Here is an 18,277-nt window from a genome sequence, read left to right on the forward strand (position 1 = left end):
CAGAAATGAAAAGGGATGGGAGTTTCTATTTCCCGCCGCTATTTTTTCTCAGCCGCGCGAGCTGCCCCTCGAACATGCTCTCTTTTGCGATCCTGCCATTATGCCATATTTACATTGCAGTTTTGGATGAATCTATAAAATACTATATTAAACAGGTATTTTATTATAACTCATATCATCCTGCTATTTTGCGCATTGTATATGGGGCAGGATTATGCTTGAATGCAGTCGCAGCAGGAAACGAAAAATTGCGAAAAACAGTTTCCTGATTTTTTCGAACCCTTTTTTGTATATCAAGGCGATTCCATGTATAAAACCCGGCGGCCGGCCATCCGCTGTCTGCCGTTTCCTGTAAGGCTGCCCCCATTTCCTTTTTCAGGCCCTATTTCCCTTCTCTTCCTTTTTTTCGCCGTCCGGCCAAACATATACGATGGTATTGCATTTGGGGCAGATGTAGACCTGCGTTGCGTTGGCGGCTTTCTTTGATGTTCTGGCATACATTGTTGCGCCGCATTGTTTACATTCCATGATGTCTCCCTCCACACTTAGATTATACCACAGTTTGCAACCATTTGCGGTCTTTCCGGGGACATTCTTCCCTCATGATCCATCCCGTTCCGGTTTTTCGGGACCCATCAGGCTTCGTTAAGTCCTTTTTCCAAAATCCGGTATATCTTTTCCACATCGAGATGTTCGCGCAGTCCTACAGCCAAAAGGTCATATTACCCTTCGCATTTGTCCTGCCTGGCTTTGCAGGCCGCTTCGATGATCCTCCATGAATCAGCCCAAACAAATTATAATTATAGTGTACAGCGTTACCCCAAACCATAGCATGCCAAGGTCTGCAAACCTGAAACAGACTGCAATGCATCTTGACTTCCGTTTCTTCTATGATATAGCAATAACGGAAAAAGCGCGGCGTCTGCCGCGCTTTTTCCGTATTGTTCTCTGAAATTCCGGTTATTTATGCATGCTCTGCATGAATTCCTTCTTCCGGTTCTTCGTCTTCTTTATCCTTGCGGCTTTTCTTCGTGAAGATTGCCACGACAACCTGTACGATGGCAATCGCCGCCATCAGCAGCGTCCATTTATCTATCCACACCATCGGATTCCAAATGTTTTCCGTGAGGATAAAAGCGATGATGGCAACTACCGCCGGGATAACGCTCAACAGCCGGATAATTCCCTTGCGTTTCAATTTGCCTTGCTCTTCGCCGTCTTCACCGCGCGCCATACGGGACTGCACCGCCTCGTCTTCCTTGTCCTCTTTCTTCTTTTTGCCGAAGAAATAACCGATGAGCAGTACGATCATGATAATTCCCGTGACGATCGCCAAGATCAGGTTTAGAAGCGCCCATGATGCCTGCCCGATTCCGCCCGCGAGAGGCGTCTGATTGTCTTTAATGGTGACAGGCTCTTGCTCCGCATTGTCATCCGTGTTATTGTTGCCTTCGCTGCCCGCAAGCGGCGTCTGGCTTTCCGGAACTGTGACTGTATCGCCTGCCGCAGACGTTGCGCCGCCTGTGGGCGTTGCCGTTGTTCCGCCTGCCGGGGCATCAGGCGTCGTAGGCGTTGTGGGCGTTACCGGGGTTGCCGGTTCAGCCGGAGCTGCCGTAATCGTCAATACTGCATTCACTGTTTTCACAATGTAGTTCGGGTTGCTGCCCGGTATAACGCGAATTGCGTATGCTCCCGCCATTTCGCCCGCGTCGCGGCCCAACTTATATTGGAGCCTATCGCCGACGGCGAGTCCGCTTACCACCGCCGTCAGGGCCGGATCTGCCTGCCCTTCCGTCTTTGTTTTATTGTCTGCCGTTACAGTAATCTCTTTCGGTGTGATTGTGAACGTTGCTGTCCCGGCCTCTACTACGTAATTCGGATTGCTTTCCACTGTTACGCGAACGCCATACTTCCCGACGTTTTCACCCGTTTCACGGGTTACTGTAAAACCGAGCGTATCGCTTCCCACAAGGCCGTCCACCGCCGCGTTAAGCAACGGGTCGGAGGAGCCGTAAACCTTTTGTGCATTTGCCGGCGTTACCGTGATGTTTTTCGGATTCACCGCCAAGGTTCCATCTACAAATGTAATTTCGTAATTCGCGGATTCAAGGCCGCTGGGCACAATCGCATAATCCGCAACCGGAGACGCCGCATTCGCCGTGCTGTCAAACGTCAGCGTGCCCGCGAGGACTGTTTCATCTTCTCCGTTCACAAATCCGCTGTATGCTGCCGTAAACGCAGGATTATCCTCTCCATAGGTCTTTTCCTTGTCTTCCGCCGTGACCGTGAGGCCTGCTTTGCCGATGACCGCGGTCACCCGCGTCGCCGCCGGGTTATAGTTCGGGGCTTCCGCCCTGACATAGACGGGATAGCTTCCCGCATCCGTAAACCGCGGCATATCCGGCGAATAGTTTACGCCGTCTGTGCTGTACGTAATCTCCGCACTTGCGACGGAAGGCGATACACCGATGATCCCATCGTGGCTTTCCGCATCATATGTTCCGTTGTACGCTTCCGCATCCACGGTAAGCGCTGTGCTATACTTTATGGTTAACGTGCCATTCACATAGTTTATAAGATAATTCTTTGTTTCCGCCGCTCCCGAGGGTACGATGTCATATGGACCGACCGGAGACGTCTTGGTTGCCGCGCAGTCAAGTGCCACCGTAAGACCGATACTCTCTGCCGTATCTGTGCCCTTAAGGCCGGATGCAGCGTAGTCGAATGCCGGGTTTTCTTTCCCATATTCCCGTGTTTTATCTTCCGCCGTGACCGTGAGGCCTGCTTTGCCGATGACCGCAGTCACCCGCGTCGTTGCCGGGTTATAGTTCGGGGCTTCCGCCCTGACATAGACGGGATAGCTTCCCGCATCCGTAAACCGCGGCATATCCGGCGAATAGTTTACGCCGTCTGTGCTGTACGTAATCTCCGCACCTGCGACGGAAGGCGATACACCGATGATCCCATCGTGGCTTTCCGCGTCATATGTTCCGCTATAGGCCGTTGCTGCCACTGCCAACACATTGCTGTTGGTGATTTTCAGCGTTCCGTTTACATAGCTTACGTCGTAATTCTTTGTTTCCGCATCGCCCGTAACAGTGATCGGGTAATCTCCTGCTGGAGAGCTTGCCGCTGCCGTGGTGCTGATGGAAGGCGTAAGGCCGATGCCCGCAAGCGTGTCCGATCCTTTAAGGCCGGAAAGCGTATATGTCAGCTCCGGATTTTCCACGCCGTACATCCTCGTCTTGTCTTCCGCCGTGACCGTGAGGCCTGCTTTGCCGATGGTCAGCGTGCCCGTAACATATTCGATTTTATACTGATCGGTTACGTTCCTGCCATTTGCGTCTTTGATGACTGCATTTTTCTGGGTGAACGCTACAGTGTAGATCCCGGCATCTGTGCCGCTTCCCTGCGCTTTGACGCCCGTTATGGTGAGGCCTTCCGGCACGCCTGTATATCCGCTGACCGTCTGTTGGGATCCATTGTAGATTTTGCTGTTATCACTGTTTGCCGTCAATGTGATTTCTGAAACAGGGACGGTTTTCGCATAGACGTCAAAGCTCGAGGAAACACGTTCGAATGAAGCGGATACCACTTCCTTATCTGTCTTGACTCCATTTTCCAGTAAATACCACCCCACAAACGCATATCCGTTTGGAGCCTGGTAAGTGTATTCATTCACCGGTTCCTTATCTTCCACCGTCTGGGAATCGAGCAGCGACGTACCGTCTGCGTCATAGAAGCGAACCGTATGATGTATGGCCTGTTTATAGACAACGCCATCCACATGGTAGCCGTCGGAAGCATCGTACTTCACTACATACCAGCGTACCGTTTCGCCCGCGCGTACCAGCCCCGAACAATCCGGGATATCCACCAAATATTGCAGTATACCGTCCCCTGTATTGTTGTATACCGGGACAGGAGTAGATTTCAGAATGGTACCCGTTCCCACTTTCGTATAGTTTGCTGGTTTATCGGGTTTCGCATCCCCAGGCGGAGTAAGCCCGTCTTTCAGAATATAGTAGGTCGCGGGAGACGTTTCCGCGGCCGGTTGGGGATTCGGATCGATTTCTGGGACCGCCGTTGATCCGAACACCGCATAGAATGTTACGCTGCCATTTCCCATGATGTAAGTATCGCCGCCCGCATAGAACCGCCCTGATGCGATCAACCGCTGGTATTGCGCGGACGTATTGACCATTTTGTCATTTTTACTCGTGCTCCAGCCGATGAAAACATGTTTGCCGCTCTGATCGTGCGCGGCCTTGTCGCCTTCCAGCACGGTTACTTCCTCGCCCTGCGTGTATTTTCCGGAATCGCTGGGCGCAGTGAAATATCCGTTTGAATTATAGGTTACTGTATATTTTCGAGGCTCCGGTTTGCCTTTTCCCAGCATATTCATTTCCGGCGCCGTTGGAGCTTCAGATGGTTCTGCCGCCGCGCTCGGCCCTGCGCTTACTTCCGCATTCGGCGCTGCGCTCGGTTCCATGCTTTCTACAGCGTTTGGTTCCGCACCCGCCGAGACGGACGGTTCCGCGCTCGCCGAAGGGGATGGTTCCACAGTAGGTTCCACGCTTATTTCCACATCAGTCTGTGAAGTATCCTGCACAGCCCGCTCCCCATCCAGCACGCCGCTTTCTTCCGCGGCAAATGCCGATATGTTCAGCGCCGACACAAAAAATACTACTGCCAACGTAAAGACCAGTATTTTTTTGAAATTGATTTTATATCTTTTTCTTGTTCTCATGGCTTACTCCTTTTCCACCTTTGACACTGTGGGGCCAAATTTTTCTCCCCGCCCTGTTTACAAACCGCTTTCTTCCACTGCGCTGTCGATCAGCTTGACCAATTCGAGCGCACTCCTGAATTGCCGGGTTTCATTTTTTTCCGACCAGACTACCTGTCCTTGCCATGTCGCGTTCTGCCGATACATTACCTGCACAATGAACGTTGCCTTTTTTCCGGCCGGACATATACCCGCCGTCTTTTCCTGTGCCATAGCCTGCCTCTCTTTATTTCCTTTGCTGTCCTGTTTTTTTCTTCCAAATGCGCGGCACTTCGTGGAGGCCGCGGGATATTCAATCGCATTGAACACTTCTTCCAGGTTGGACCATAACTGGTTGATATCAGAAAATCGGGCCAACGGCCCGAGGGCCGGATGGTAAGCGCGGCCTTTCAGCCCGCCGCAGCCACATGCGTCAATACAAACCTGGATTTTCTTTGCTGCCGCGTCCGCCATAAATAATACCTTTCTTATATGGTTTATTTTAGAGGTGTGCGGTCTCAAAATCGGTCTCATTTTTCTAAAAACGCTTCTTTTTTTGACAATTTATGTGAAAAAATATGAATGGAGGCACTGCATTTTAACAGCCCCTTACGAATTGCGGTTATTTATGCAACAAAGTTTTCGGATAACGGCAACATTGACGCTTGCCTTATAAAGCAGGATATTGTAAATTAAATCAAGGGAATACAAATGGAGCATGCGCTCCCAAACCGGTTCGTCAAATCTAGTGGATGCGCGGCTGACATATGGCCGTTTAGAGCATTGCCCATCCACATCCGGGAGGACACAATGGATCATTTAAGCGAATTTTGTACTTGCCGGGACACAGCCTGCCCTTTACATCCATCCCGGCACGGGAAGGGCTGCGCGCCGTGCATCAACAAGAACCTGAAAGCAAAAGAGATTCCCAGTTGCTTTTTCCGGCTGCTGGACAGCGGATATTCCAAAGGCGAATATTCTTTTGAGGCTTTTGCAAGGCTTGTATTGGGTGATCCCCAAAAATAAACAGCGCAATAAAAAATGGCAGGATATTTCCTGCCAAAAGAGAAAAATTTATTCCATCAGGAGACATTTGTTTCGATGGCTTTTTATTCCCCGTCCGGTTCCGCGGCATACGGGCGGGCATAAAAGGCAATTTCCCATGTGGTCGTTTCCCACAGGTCCCGCACCACAACCTGACCTTTTGAGCTGCTTGCCTCCGCGACTTTTCCGTCCCCCATATAAATCCCTACGTGGTGGATTTCGTGGGTTCGCCCGCAGGCACAGCCTGTTTTGCTCCAGAAAACAAGATCCCCCACAACGGCGGCTTCGCCTTCCCCTAAAACGTACCCGTTTTCGATGCAGTATTCCGCCTGCGCCGCCGAATACCCCGGAATTTCGATTCCCGCATCCCGCAGGCTGCGCTGCACAAACGAACTGCAATCCACATAGCCCTCTTGATCCCGAAGCGCTTGGCTATACGGCGTGCCGACATAACCGAGCGCCGCATTTGCAACGGCTTCGCCCATCGTCGTCCCGTCCGTCAGCAGGCCCCTTGCCGCTTCTTCGGACAGCGCCTCGCCGCCCCCCGCACCGGAGGCAAGCGCCACGCCGGGGAAAAGCAGCAACGCCGCAACAAGCAAACTCCCCAATAACCGTTTTCCATACCATAGCTTTTTCATGCTATTTCTCCTGCGTGAAACTATGTTTTTATCAATCCGCATCTTTTAATCCCGTGCCCTTCACTCTTACATCCCCCAAGCCCTGTCTTCACTGCTACACACTGCTCCAATCAATATTATGCTATTGGCTGTAGATTAAGATCATACATATTAAGTGTGCCATCATAGACAAAGATCATTCCATCCTGATAAACTACTACCGGATTTCCGCGAAAACTCATTATATCTCGTCGTTCTGCTGGATCTTCTTTGGCTGTAACAAGCATTGATCTTTCTCCGTTCAATGATAATGCCTTCAGCACCGTTGTATCTCCCGAATCCCCCAAAATTTCAAACATCTCATAAGAATCAGCATTATAGAGTTTTTGTTTATCACCAAAACGTACATTATATTCCGTAATTACGCCATAATGATCCATGTAAAACAGTTTATCCCCGTAAAGTTCCAAATGATTGGAATTCAACTGCACCACCTGTTTTATCTCCCCGTCCTCAAATGCAATTGAAAACAGCTTATCATTATTCGTAAAATACAGTACATTATCAACTATATGGAATGAACGCGCGTCTGCATTCATGATTTTCTCTGCCTTATAATCACCTTTCACACCATAAAGGTACGACCTGAATTCACCGTTTGCCCGCGAACTAATGAAAAATGTTTCTCCGTATTTTTGGAAATCCTTGGCAACACCAGAAAAAATCACCGTTTCTGTCCGGCTGTCAAGATTCAGCCTGCAAAACCCCTTCCCTTTTTTGCTGTAATAAATATCCTCACCGATTAAATCCCAACTATAATCCTGTTCCCCGAGCATATACGCTATATCCTCTTGCTGGTCAAAATCCGGCGTCATGCTAAATAAATCATACTGTTCGCCATTGCGGTTCAGATAATAGATTTTATGGTCATGGATGATAAACTTTTCCACCCTCATGTGCTCTTTGACCATGGTTTCTTTCGTCCGCATATTATACCGGCATATGTTATAATTTTCATTGATATAATAAACCGTATCCTCATAAACCGCCAAGGTGGAAAACGGCTCCTTCACGCTCTCTTGCACGTCTGGTTGTATATACTGGGCAACATCTGTTTGCAGCTCAATCTGATTAGAGTTCGTAATCCTCTGCTGCTTAATTTCGCTTACCATCGTAAAATAAATCCACGCTACAGTTCCAATCGCTGCTACAATGCTAAGTAAAACAAGCGCTAAAATATATTTTGATACTTTCTTTTGACGTTGTCTTTCATTTAAATTTATTTGTTTCATAACCGTCATATCCTTCAATCAATATAATATCTATCTAGTTCTTCCATGAGATAATCAAGGTTAATGCTAACACTAGCATCTACTCCAACTAAGAAATATGCTCCGAAAGAAATAATATTAAATGAATGCGAGAGATCCTTTCCATCCGGTGTGTAGGATGTCTTCCTTTTTCGCCAAGCCGGACATGTTTTCCCTTCATTATCCCATTCCCAGCATATACACTCATCCGAAAATTCGTGTTGCCAGTCTTGGAGAGTATAGCTTGTTTTCGCTGGTCCTGCCGATGCACTCGCTGAAATTTTATCCTGCGTCCCTGCCCAGATGTCTGCTTTTGACTGCTGTACTGTAATGACCCTTTTGGCTACTGCACCGATTCCTACATTAACAATTTCCGCTTTAAAGCCTATACCTATTCCAGCACTAGCGCTCGCATCAATTGATTCCAAAAGAATTCTGCCTACGCTTGGTTTTTGTAACGGTAGATAATGATTCTTGTAGCTGTTCACAAGCCCTTCATGCACCCTGTCCCTCGTCTGGTCGAACTGCAAATACTGCGTGGTGCTGCTTGTCTGTGCTGTTTGCCAATCAGCTTAAATGATTCCATAGGGATATACTTCTATTTTTTCCACAATATCGTTCTCGTCATAATAAAATTTTGCGAATCCTCTTGTCCAGTCAGACGCAGCATAGCTGGTTCCCGGTTCTTCCCCCATGCCTTCCTCCCCATAGGCTGCTATCACCTCTTCACGGCTGCTGCCCACCGAGATCTGCTTATTACCCAACTTGATGGTATCACTCTCAAGCACATAGGAATAGAGTGTATCTGTTTTATAAATATCTTCAGGTGTTTTAGTTGACTTGAATATAAAAGTAAAAGTATTTCCCTGAACCTTGATGTCCATTTCCTTGTTTGAGTATCCAATATCCTCAACTTTCACTTCTTCTGGTAGCCCAAAGCGCTGGAATATCTTCTCCGGCGTAATAAACATACCCCAACCCCAAGTTCCCAATTCATCCGCATAGTTCTTAACGTAGGCGTTATTACTGCCATACATCATGCGGCTTTCCTCTTTATAGGCAATCCATGTCAGACCCCATAATATTCCTCCAAGAATGACAATCACGATTAGGCTGATAATAATGCCCTTGCCCCTAGTCACTTTCATTCACACCTCCACATGGTCCAAAATCAGAATTATTCAAATAGCAAAACCGCCCTGTTCCTACTGCTTCCGGTAACTTCCATCCGGATAATATTCATAGGCTCCTTCCGGCCATCTGAACTTACCCTCCGTTTCCTTTACAGTGTCCCAAAAGCTCCCTTGATTAAATGTTGCTAGGCGCGGGGTATAATCACCCGTGAGAAGGGGCCATGAGCCAAAGCCTGTATTTCCATCGAAAGCAACCACCTTACCAATTGTATTGCTGTCCCGGAACGCCATCGCAACATTGCTCCGCGGGCCATTTTGAGCATACCCCAAGTATCCTGCATTGCATGCATAAACATTCAACTGCCCTATTGTTTTTGTCTCAAGGGCATTGATTGGCATCAGATCTGGATCTGGTTTATTATCTTTATCCTTTCCATCTACGGTCAGTGCATTTACATTTTCTCTTCCTCCAAACTGAATTCCAATCGCACTTCCGTGGCAAAGCAATGTCACCTCCGCCGGGTTTTTCAAATGGTTCCATTCCCGAATGAATTCATCCCTACTATCTATTTGCAATACGAGCGTTACTCCCTTGGAATTCTTCCTCAGGAATTCCGCCTGCTTGCTGAAATCCGTGCCTTTTTCCTTCGAATGGAAGATATAGTTCGTTATCGTCTGCGGCTTTAAATAATGATTCTTATAGCTGTTTGCAAGTCCTTCATGCACCCTGTCCCTCGTAATGGTGAAGAAGTGCCCCGTCGGGTCCACATAATTGACCGGGTTGTTCGCGCAGTAGGTGTACAGATTTTGCGTCCGTTGGTCTGCCTTCTCTCCCGCGTAGGTGTCCTGCTGCAGGAACCTGCCCGTCTGCGGGTTATAGTGCCGCGCGTTCATGTAGTACAGCCCCGTCGCCCCATCGTGCACCGCGCCTGTGAACTTTATATCGTTTTTAAACGTGCTCTGGGGTTTGGTTGCTTTTGTTTCCCCGTACTCATCGTAATTATATCCCTGAATCAATTTTATCTCAAGAGGATTTTCCGGCGAAACCGGTTTTGTCTGGTCTTTGCGGTGCGCGCTTACAATCGTCGTCACACTGCCCCGCATATCGTAATGATAGAAATAGTAGGCGCTGTCTTCCGTTCCGTCCTGCGGACGCTTGCTCGCAATGATGTTCCCGTCCAGGTCGAGGATGTTCTGCGTCATTTTCACGGCGTTTTCGTCCGCGGTATACAGCAGCGCGCTGCCCATATAGAAGAACTTTTCCGGCGACCCGTTTACTTCCCGCCGCAGCCGCTGCCCGTCGCCGTTATAACGGTTCGACGTTTCCGGCGTTTTATCTTCATCCTCCGGGTCGGGCGTCACCGTCTTTTTGGTGGTTACAAGCTGGTTGGCGAGGTCGTAGGTGTAGGCCGTTGTTTCCGTGCTTGCTTCCGTCCCCTTATCCTCATCCTTCAGATTGTTTTGCACCAGGCCCGTCTGGTTCCCGCGCTCGTCGTAGGTATACACCTGGAAATTGTCCTGCGTGTTTTTCTTTACATCCGCAATCCGCAGGAAGTTATCCAGATGATAGGTATACGTATCGTTCTGCTTTTTCACTTCCTGCTCCGGCACTGCCAGATTGTTCGTATACTTCAGCTCTTTGCGGTTGCCCGCTTTGTCGTAGGCGTAAATGGAGGTGCTGTCTTCCACCGTCGGCGCCGATGCATCGGCCGCCTTGGTCGTCAGCTTCTCCGTCGTTTTTTTGAGCTGCCCGATGTTGTCGTACACGTGCGTTTTGTTGTGCGTGCTGGCGACGTCGTAATTACTGCTGCTGTTTTCCGTCAGCATATAGCCGCGGTAATCATAAGCCGCGGTATATTTTTCTTTTTCCGTGCCGTTTCCGTCTTTGTGGACGATTGCAGTGACAAGGCCTGCGCTGTTGTACGAATATGTCTGCGTCATCCGAAGCCCCGTTTCGTTGCTTACGTTTGCCTGGTCGAACTGCAAATACTGCGTGGTGCTGGCAAGGTCCGCACCGGAATATGCATACGCCTGCACCGTCTTGCCCGTACCCGCATCTTTCACTTTGCTGACGCGCCCTGCCTCATCGTAGGTATACGCCATGCCTGCCGTGGCGGCGCCGTCGTTGTAGTAGGCTTTGATGATGTTATTCGAATCGTCATAATCATAATACAGGTTCGTATTATCCCCCAGCGTTACCTGCGTTACCCGCCGCGCTTCGTCATACATCCATGCCTGCGTTTCACTTTCGGAAGGAAGCGCCCCCCATTTGGTCAGCATGCTCGTCCTGTCGCCCGCGATGCTGTACTCATATTCCGTATATTTCCCGGAATTGGCGTCTCCTTCATATTTCTTGATGACCTGGCCCATATTGTCGTAGGCATACGTGGCCGTCACAACGTCCCCGCTCTTTGCCTGCAACAGGTTCCCGGCCAAATCGTACTGGTACGTTTTCACTGGGAGGGCGGCCCCGTTTTTCCCTGTCGTTTCCTCTTTTGCCACAAGGCCCATGCTGTTGTAATACGTTTTGGAAACGATTCCTTCCGGATTGGTTGTGGTATCATAGAACATGCCCGTGCCGTCGTAACTATCATACGTATATGTGGTGACTGCCGCAGCCGTGCCGGCCGCTGCGTCTATTACCTGTGACACCGTTTTGATTCGCCCAATCCTGTCGTAGGTATAACTTGTGGTGCTGCTGTCTGTGCTGTTGGCCGCGCTGCCCCCGCCTATTTTTTCAGTTGCTTTATTTCCGGCCGCGTCATAGGTGTAGCTTATCTTGATTGCTTCCGCCCCGGTTCCGCTCTGCATGCCGACCATGCGGTTCAGCGCGTCGTACTGCGCTTCGCTGACGCGCCCGGACGGATCCGTAACCTGTATGGCGTTGCCGTTGGCGTCATATTCATACGTGGTGGTCAGCATTCCCCCCACGGTTTCGCTCTTAAGCCGCCCGGTTTTAGTCAAAACCTGCTTTGTCGTCTTTCCCACTGGATCCGTAACGGTTATCACCGAATTTCCCGCGCTGTCAAACCCATAGACAGCCGTGGTTTTGCGGTTGAAGATATCGGAAGACGTTTTGTTCCCCAACTCATCGTAGGTATATTTGTTGATATACGTCCTATTGCTGTCGATTTTATTCCGGTATTCCGTCAATAGCCCGTTGACATTATATTCCCACTCTTCCTGCCTTCCGTTGGGATGCTGGGTATAAAGTTTCCGTCCCAAGGCATCATAAAAGAAGGAAGTTGTATTCCCAAGGGCGTTCGTGACCGATGCCGGATAGCCGCGCAGGTCATAGGTATAGGTGGTTGTGCTGTTTTGATTTTCATCCATCCTCACCGTCTGCGAAACGACCTGCCCGATTTCGTTGCGCGTATAGTCTATACGGCTGCGCAGGTTCCCGTCCAAATAACTGGCCGCGCCGCTCACAAGGCCCATAGGCGTATATTCGTACTGCGTGATATTATCTTCCGGATCCCTGTATTCAAGCAAATTTCCCCTGGTGTCATATGAATACCACTCCTCCGAACCATCTGGCCGCTGGCAATAGGTGAGCTTGTTCATATCATTATAGGTCATTGCCACCGTCTGACCCAGCGCGTCCACGACCATAACCACATTTCCTCTTTCGTCGTAGGTGTAGTTGGTTCCTTGCCCTTTGGCATCGATAACAAGCTGCGGGCGGCGGTCTTCGTTATAGTCCAGATATTGTGTGATATATCCTTCCCCGTCCTCTATGCCCATAAGGGTGCCGTCGGAATTCAGGTAGAAACCGGACTGTATTTTAGCGTTTGTGAAATCTTCCGAATCACACAGCGTTACAACGGTTCGGCGGGCAGCGCTAACCCCTTGGGTGTCTTGGTTATATTCAATTTTCAGGCTCTCTTTCCTGTTTTCATCTACATCGAACACCACGCCCTGCACGCTCCCGGTTTGGTCCAGCGTATATTGGTGGCTGCGTTTGTTTGCGGGGTCTCCGTTGCTGGGCGACTGCACGGCAAACCGCGTGCCGTCCGGCGCATAAATATATTCCTCCGTGGCTCCGGAGTTTTGGAAATCCATAAATGAAACCATCCGGTTCTCCGGGTCGTATTGCAGCTGATAGCTATCCGCCATGCCTGCCCCGTCTTCCGTGAACCAATTTTTGATTTCTGCAATCTGGTATTTATTGTTGATTTCATCCGGGTTCGGTACCGCCGCACTGCTCAGCCTGTGCAGGAAGGTGATTTCATTATACCTTTCGGCGTCCGGCGAAATAGACTCCCCATACACGTTATGGTGCACGGAGGAAAGAAATCCAATTGAATTGTATTCCAAAACAAACGCGTTCCCATTCGGCTCCGAAAGGCGTACAAGCTGCATATTTTCATTGAATTCATACACTACATTATCCGCACGGGTGATAGTGAACAATCCGTTTTCGTCTTGCGTCAGCGTCATGAAAATTCCTGCGGGCGTATCGAAGGTCCCGTCCGGCAGCTGTGCAAAACGGTGGATTGTGCCGTCCCCGTCCTTCAGGATCATGCCGACTACCCTGTATTTGTCTTCCCCCGGCAGGCCCGGATCGTAGGCATATTCCTCCAGCAGGGCAATGTTAAAGTTGAAATCCCAGCCAAGGCCCATCGGCGTCTCTCCGCTGGACTGGCTGTTGTAGGTACGCCGCAGGATTTGGTCGAACATGGGGGCGCTGTTTGAGAAATCCGTCGCCTGGTAACACAGATTCCCGCTGTCCGCATTGAGGTATGCAGTCCCCTTTCCTACTTCGGAAGTGGTATACGTCCAATAGTCCTGCAAACCAAGCTGCTTTTCCAGTTCATCCGCATCCACTACCCGTGCATTTACGCATTCGGAAGCAACGCTATAGCGCTCGACGTCCCCAAACGTCTTTTTGGCGTAAATCTTATAATAGATCCGTTCCCCATAATTTTTCAGGCGGTGGTCGTACATATAATACTGATTGGTGCCCGCGCCCAATTTGTTCGTATGGTTTTCCAGGTCTGCCGTGAAGTTTTCATCCAGCCCCCAATAGACTTCATAAGTAATTCCGTCCTGCGGCTGCAGATCGCCGTCAGCCTGCGGCGCAAACGTCTCGCCGTCATACTTCTTTTCCGTAGGCGCCCATTTGATCCAGTTGGAATAATTGATCTCCGAGCGCGTAGCCGGGTTGCTCGGCGCGCCGACAAGCTCTACCGTAAAATAATCCTGCGCGAAGGACTGGAAATCAAGATTCATTTTTTCCACGTAAACATCGGCGCCCGGATCGTTCCTCGTCAACGCGACCCGAACCACGAAGTCGCCGATGGCTTCCGGGTATACATACGTCTGCCCATTCGCAAGCGTGACGGCGTTTTCACCGTTCGCGCCGGAGAGCAGGGTGCATGTTGCAGTGGTTCCGGCGGGGCTGTGGCTCGTTTCCGAATAGTCCATGAAGGACAGGCTGCGCAGGCCCTTGATATTGTTTTTGAATGTGATAAAGCCTTCCGTCGCGCCCTCTGCAAGCTCGATTCGCCCGTTGAGCAAAGAAATGTTTTCCGACTCCAGCACTAACGCCGGGGACAGGGAATCAAAGCTTTCATATCTTGCCGCCATTCCCACGCCGGAAGAGGAATAATAGCTTTGGTTCGTGACGGTGTCCACCGTTTTGATGAAGAGGGAATGTTCCGTTTGTTCCCCATAAACAGGCGTGCCGTCCGTTTCTCGGGCCATGTTTTCGGCCAATTCGTCCGGCGTTCCGCTGCACACCAGTTTGCCGTCGATATACAGCTCGCTTTCGAGGTTTGCTTGGTTCACTCCGCCGGGAATCGTGTGCTCGAAGGGTTGGATTTCGTCATGCACGTAGATTTTTCCCGGTTCGGCCGCAACATTTGGAACGGGATTGGTGATATCGATGGTTTTTTCTATGGCCTTTCCTTCCCGTGACAATATGGCGTTGAAGCCCACGCTCGATTGATTTTCCGCTTCGTCATAAACGGTGAACCTGAACTCATAGGTTTTTCCCTCTTCCAGATTCATGGTATTGATTTCGGCGGAATAATTCCCCGCCTCATCCAGCAGTTCTTTGCGCAAGGGCAGGACTGCAAAGGGTTTTTCTGTGCCGTGTTCCCGGTATTCAAGCTTGCTTCCAAGGTAATGGCTCTCGTTCACCTCCGCTTCAAGAGGCTGGTCGTCATAGATGGTCTGCGTTCCTGATGCAGAAAGGTTTTTCAGGGCAACGACCGGCGCAGTCGCGTCCTTTTGATAGGTCACGGCATTGGATTCAGGAGAGATGTTGCCCGCTTCGTCCACAGCGCGCACGAAAATACGGTACTCACCGTCCGGCTGCCCGGAAAGAGGGATATAAGCGCTGTTTTTAAAGCTGCTGCCTTGCTCGAGAAACATATTCGCAGTGAATTCCGTCCAGTCGATTACCGCATTGCCGGACAGGTCACGAACCGTATATTCCAGTTTTTTGATTGCATTTGTCGGATCGGTAATCACGCCGCCTGACTGCCCGCTCCACGAGATTTTGGGGTTGGCGTTCATCCATGTGGAACAATCGATCGTCAGTTTTGGCTGTTCCGGCGGAATCGCGTCCGGCAGGTAGACCGGGGACGTAAGGTTTTTTTCATTTGATACATTCCTGCTTGCGGCCTTGTCAATCGAATAAATAACAAATTTTACATTGGTAAGGTTCAGCGGCGCGCCGCTGTCGTCTATGAGTTTTTCCCGGGGGATCGTGTAGGAATGCTGGACATTCGCGCCGCTGTGCGGCAAGCTGCGCTTCAGCTCTTTCCTGCCGCTGTACGTGTTATCCGGTTTTTGATAATAATAGAAAATTTCATAGGATTGGATCCCGCTGCCAAGGTCTGCGGGATAGTCCACCGCGCCCGTCCATTTCGCAATCACATCTTTTGTGGTTGGGTCTACGCTTGCGGTAAAGGTGGGAGGCATGCCGGGCGGGGTCGTATCCGGAAGCTGCACTTCTGCACGGCTGCATTTATCGATGCCCAGCTTTTGCCCCCACTTATTCGTTGGCTGGACCTTCAGGAAATACCGGTAATCCGTCGGCCACTGGGAATTGTTCTTTTTATATTTTGGCCGCGGATCCTGCGGGAAGTTCTGGCCGTAATCCGACCAATATACCAGATTCTGCGTCGTACCGCTGTTTGCCCCCGCAACCGCCGCCTTTTGCATGGGCTTGGAATCATAGCCGACCCCGTTCCATATGGCCATATTAAAGGTTCCGCCGATGTTGGGGCTTCCTTTGTACGGATTATTCCATGTGTAATCAAAATAGCCTTTTCCTGAATTGGTTCCGGCTCCTTTGGGCGTTACCGCCGGTTTATCCATGCTGTTGATGTAGGTCAGCACAAGAATTGGTTTGTGCCCGGTTGTTCCTTCCGATGCGGTAAACCGTTTGTAATAATTTTGCGACTCGTTCCGCTGCTTGATTAGGAATCCATTGCTTGGATTCCCGCTGATCCATTGCGCATATATCTCTGAAATATCTACTGTATTTGTCTGGCTTGCCCGCGCATTAAAATAAATCGGCGTTCCATAGACCGACGTTGGATGATTATTCCATGTTACCGTCCCTAAATCCCACGCCGGTGACAGTGCCAGAATTTCATACGGTACTTGATCTGAACCGCCATAGCTTTCATATAGTTTTAATTCCGCTTTTAAAAACAGGTCTGCGTTATTTCCCTTGAAGCGCTGCACATATTGCGTCCAAACTGACATCAGCCCCCGGGAGACATAAAAAGTGGCAGAGTTCCCGATTTTAAGATCCGGGTCTGTATGATAGTTGTTACCCGGATATTTTTGCGTTACGAACGTATCCGCAAACGCGGTGCTTCCCGTATAAGTGCTTGTTACCTGCGGGTCGATCATGACGGGATAGATCAAATTCTCATTTTCAAAATAAGCGGAATCCGCCTCGATCGTCAGGATATATTCATCGCTTTCGCCGATTCGTTCGATGCTCTGCCAGACGTCTTCCGAATAATAGTCTTCCGTTCCCGAAGAATCCACCATGTTCGGCTTGGGAATGATCATTTTATGCTGTATTTCCCCTTCCGAACCATTCTTTAGGTATGCCGCATATTCTTGCTTGTCGAATAAGCGAATCGCACCTGTTTCCCATAAAACCGGAGTCAACCCTTTGAGGTTCAAAAGGTATTGGAATTTTGTGACCGACGGTTTTCCATACAGTATGATGTCTTCTTTTACTCCCGCTGTAAGCGGTTTGATTCGGACGTCTACAGCCTGATCCTGCCCGAACGGGTCTTTATATATAATCGCGTCTCCCAGCACCGCCTGTTCTTCCCGCTGTTTTTCCGCTTCCAAAGCACTTTGGGATTTTCCTTCTTCTTCCGCGCGCGGAACGCCCGCTTGTTCGAAGTGCGTATCCGCTTCTATTTGCGCCTCCCCGGACGTTTCTATTTCAAAGGCCGTCTCCTGCATTGGGGCATCTATCTGCGCTGCGGCCCCGGTTTCTTCCGCATGGCCCGTTTCTACATCCTCTGGCGCTTCCTGCAAGGCTGTATCTTCCGCCACTGGCGGTTGCGGTTTCCCGTCCGGCTCTATGGGCGCTTCTGTTTCCGGCTGCAGCGGATTCAATTCCATATCTGCCGACGCTTCCCGCGAACCCGCGTCTTCCGCCTCCAGTGGTTCCCCGTTCAGTCCTGCGGACGCTTCCATTTGCTGCTGCAACTGCGGCAAATTCAGTTCTGCGTCCTGTATTGCCCGGCGTTCCGCCTGTGCGGGCGTATCCGTCCCCTGTTTTTTCGCCTGATATCCTTCGTCCGTCAGCGCGCCGAACGAAACGGAATATTCACCGTCTACAATTTGCACGCTATATTGATCCTGCATATCCTCCGTAAAGAAGATATCCAGCACTCCCGCTTTATTTTGGAATGCAAAATCCTCCCGGTCCAGTTGGAGGGTTTCTTCCACCGGAATCCCGGACAGGTTTTCCGTTTCCACAATGCGGTTATCTATATCCACCCATTCCCCCCGTTCATTCCTGAAACGAATGGGCTCATCGGAAAGATACATGGTTTTTGTACCGTCTTCATTCAAAAAGACCGTTTTTGCTTCCCCACGTTCCTCTTTCAATTCCCGAACCGGAACAGTTTCAAGTAATTCTTCCTGCATTTCCGGTTCCTGTTCTATTCCTTTGGCGGCAGCCCGGGAAATATGAACCGTGCCGCCTGCCGTAAACACCATTGCAAACACAAGAGTCATTGCCACAAACTGCATCCAACGCCTTTTCACCATCGTCAACATTTTCCCGCCCCCACATTATGTTATTTTTTAGACCTGCAATTGATTCGAAAAAAAGCAAAACAAAAACATACTAAACTGTTGCTACCTGAAAAAATTTAATTAGGGATATAGCCTTCGTTTGAAAAAATTTATGTT

Annotated in this window: 9 protein-coding genes; 1 reads left to right on the plus strand and 8 read right to left on the minus strand. The window is 49.9% G+C overall.

Translation table 11 applies throughout. The annotated features are described in order from the left end of the window. Positions 1-375: 375 nt before the first annotated feature. The 3 genes from H8S18_RS11530 to H8S18_RS14710 form a co-directional block, all read right to left on the minus strand. Positions 376-528 carry a hypothetical protein gene (locus tag H8S18_RS11530; protein WP_186858423.1) on the minus strand — a complete coding sequence of 51 codons (153 nt, stop codon included), beginning with the start codon at positions 526-528 and terminating at the stop codon, positions 376-378. 436 nt (positions 529-964) lie between these two features. After that, complete coding sequence (locus H8S18_RS11535; protein WP_186858424.1) at positions 965-4,750, minus strand: MBG domain-containing protein; 3,786 nt, start codon at positions 4,748-4,750, stop codon at positions 965-967. Positions 4,751-4,807: 57 nt separating this feature from the next. Further along, entirely contained in the window at positions 4,808-5,242 is a 435-nt protein-coding gene (locus tag H8S18_RS14710) for a hypothetical protein (RefSeq protein ID WP_243165138.1), read from the minus strand. A 336-nt stretch (positions 5,243-5,578) separates the two neighbouring features. Here H8S18_RS14710 and H8S18_RS11545 point away from each other — a divergent pair, with 336 nt between their 5' ends. After that, on the plus strand, positions 5,579-5,794 hold the full coding sequence (locus H8S18_RS11545; protein WP_186858425.1) for a DUF6485 family protein: 216 nt from the start codon (positions 5,579-5,581) through the stop codon (positions 5,792-5,794). An 83-nt stretch (positions 5,795-5,877) separates the two neighbouring features. Here H8S18_RS11545 and H8S18_RS11550 read toward each other — a convergent pair whose 3' ends face one another. The 5 genes from H8S18_RS11550 to H8S18_RS11570 form a co-directional block, all read right to left on the minus strand. Next, entirely contained in the window at positions 5,878-6,450 is a 573-nt protein-coding gene (locus H8S18_RS11550) for a C40 family peptidase (RefSeq protein ID WP_186858426.1), read from the minus strand. A gap of 116 nt (positions 6,451-6,566) precedes the next feature. Beyond that, positions 6,567-7,721, minus strand: coding sequence for a DUF5050 domain-containing protein (locus H8S18_RS11555; protein ID WP_186858427.1), 1,155 nt, complete (start codon positions 7,719-7,721; stop codon positions 6,567-6,569). A 14-nt stretch (positions 7,722-7,735) separates the two neighbouring features. Further along, positions 7,736-8,227, minus strand: a complete 492-nt coding sequence (locus tag H8S18_RS11560; RefSeq protein ID WP_186858428.1) for a hypothetical protein — start codon at positions 8,225-8,227, stop codon at positions 7,736-7,738. An 84-nt stretch (positions 8,228-8,311) separates the two neighbouring features. Continuing rightward, positions 8,312-8,887, minus strand: coding sequence for a hypothetical protein (locus H8S18_RS11565; RefSeq protein ID WP_186858429.1), 576 nt, complete (start codon positions 8,885-8,887; stop codon positions 8,312-8,314). Positions 8,888-8,944: 57 nt separating this feature from the next. Further along, complete coding sequence (locus tag H8S18_RS11570; protein WP_186858430.1) at positions 8,945-18,142, minus strand: RHS repeat-associated core domain-containing protein; 9,198 nt, start codon at positions 18,140-18,142, stop codon at positions 8,945-8,947. Between the last annotated feature and the right edge of the window lie 135 nt (positions 18,143-18,277).

Origin of the sequence: Christensenella tenuis (genome assembly GCF_014287795.1) — a bacterium.
Taxonomy (GTDB): Bacteria; Bacillota; Clostridia; order Christensenellales; family Christensenellaceae; genus Christensenella; species Christensenella tenuis.

Coding starts and splice junctions, on each gene's coding strand:
- H8S18_RS11530 (WP_186858423.1), bottom strand. CDS start 528: ATGGAATGTAAACAATGCGGCGCAACAATGTATGCCAGAACATCAAAG.
- H8S18_RS11535 (WP_186858424.1), bottom strand. CDS start 4,750: ATGAGAACAAGAAAAAGATATAAAATCAATTTCAAAAAAATACTGGTC.
- H8S18_RS14710 (WP_243165138.1), bottom strand. CDS start 5,242: ATGGCGGACGCGGCAGCAAAGAAAATCCAGGTTTGTATTGACGCATGT.
- H8S18_RS11545 (WP_186858425.1), top strand. CDS start 5,579: ATGGATCATTTAAGCGAATTTTGTACTTGCCGGGACACAGCCTGCCCT.
- H8S18_RS11550 (WP_186858426.1), bottom strand. CDS start 6,450: ATGAAAAAGCTATGGTATGGAAAACGGTTATTGGGGAGTTTGCTTGTT.
- H8S18_RS11555 (WP_186858427.1), bottom strand. CDS start 7,721: ATGAAACAAATAAATTTAAATGAAAGACAACGTCAAAAGAAAGTATCA.
- H8S18_RS11565 (WP_186858429.1), bottom strand. CDS start 8,887: ATGAAAGTGACTAGGGGCAAGGGCATTATTATCAGCCTAATCGTGATT.
- H8S18_RS11570 (WP_186858430.1), bottom strand. CDS start 18,142: ATGTTGACGATGGTGAAAAGGCGTTGGATGCAGTTTGTGGCAATGACT.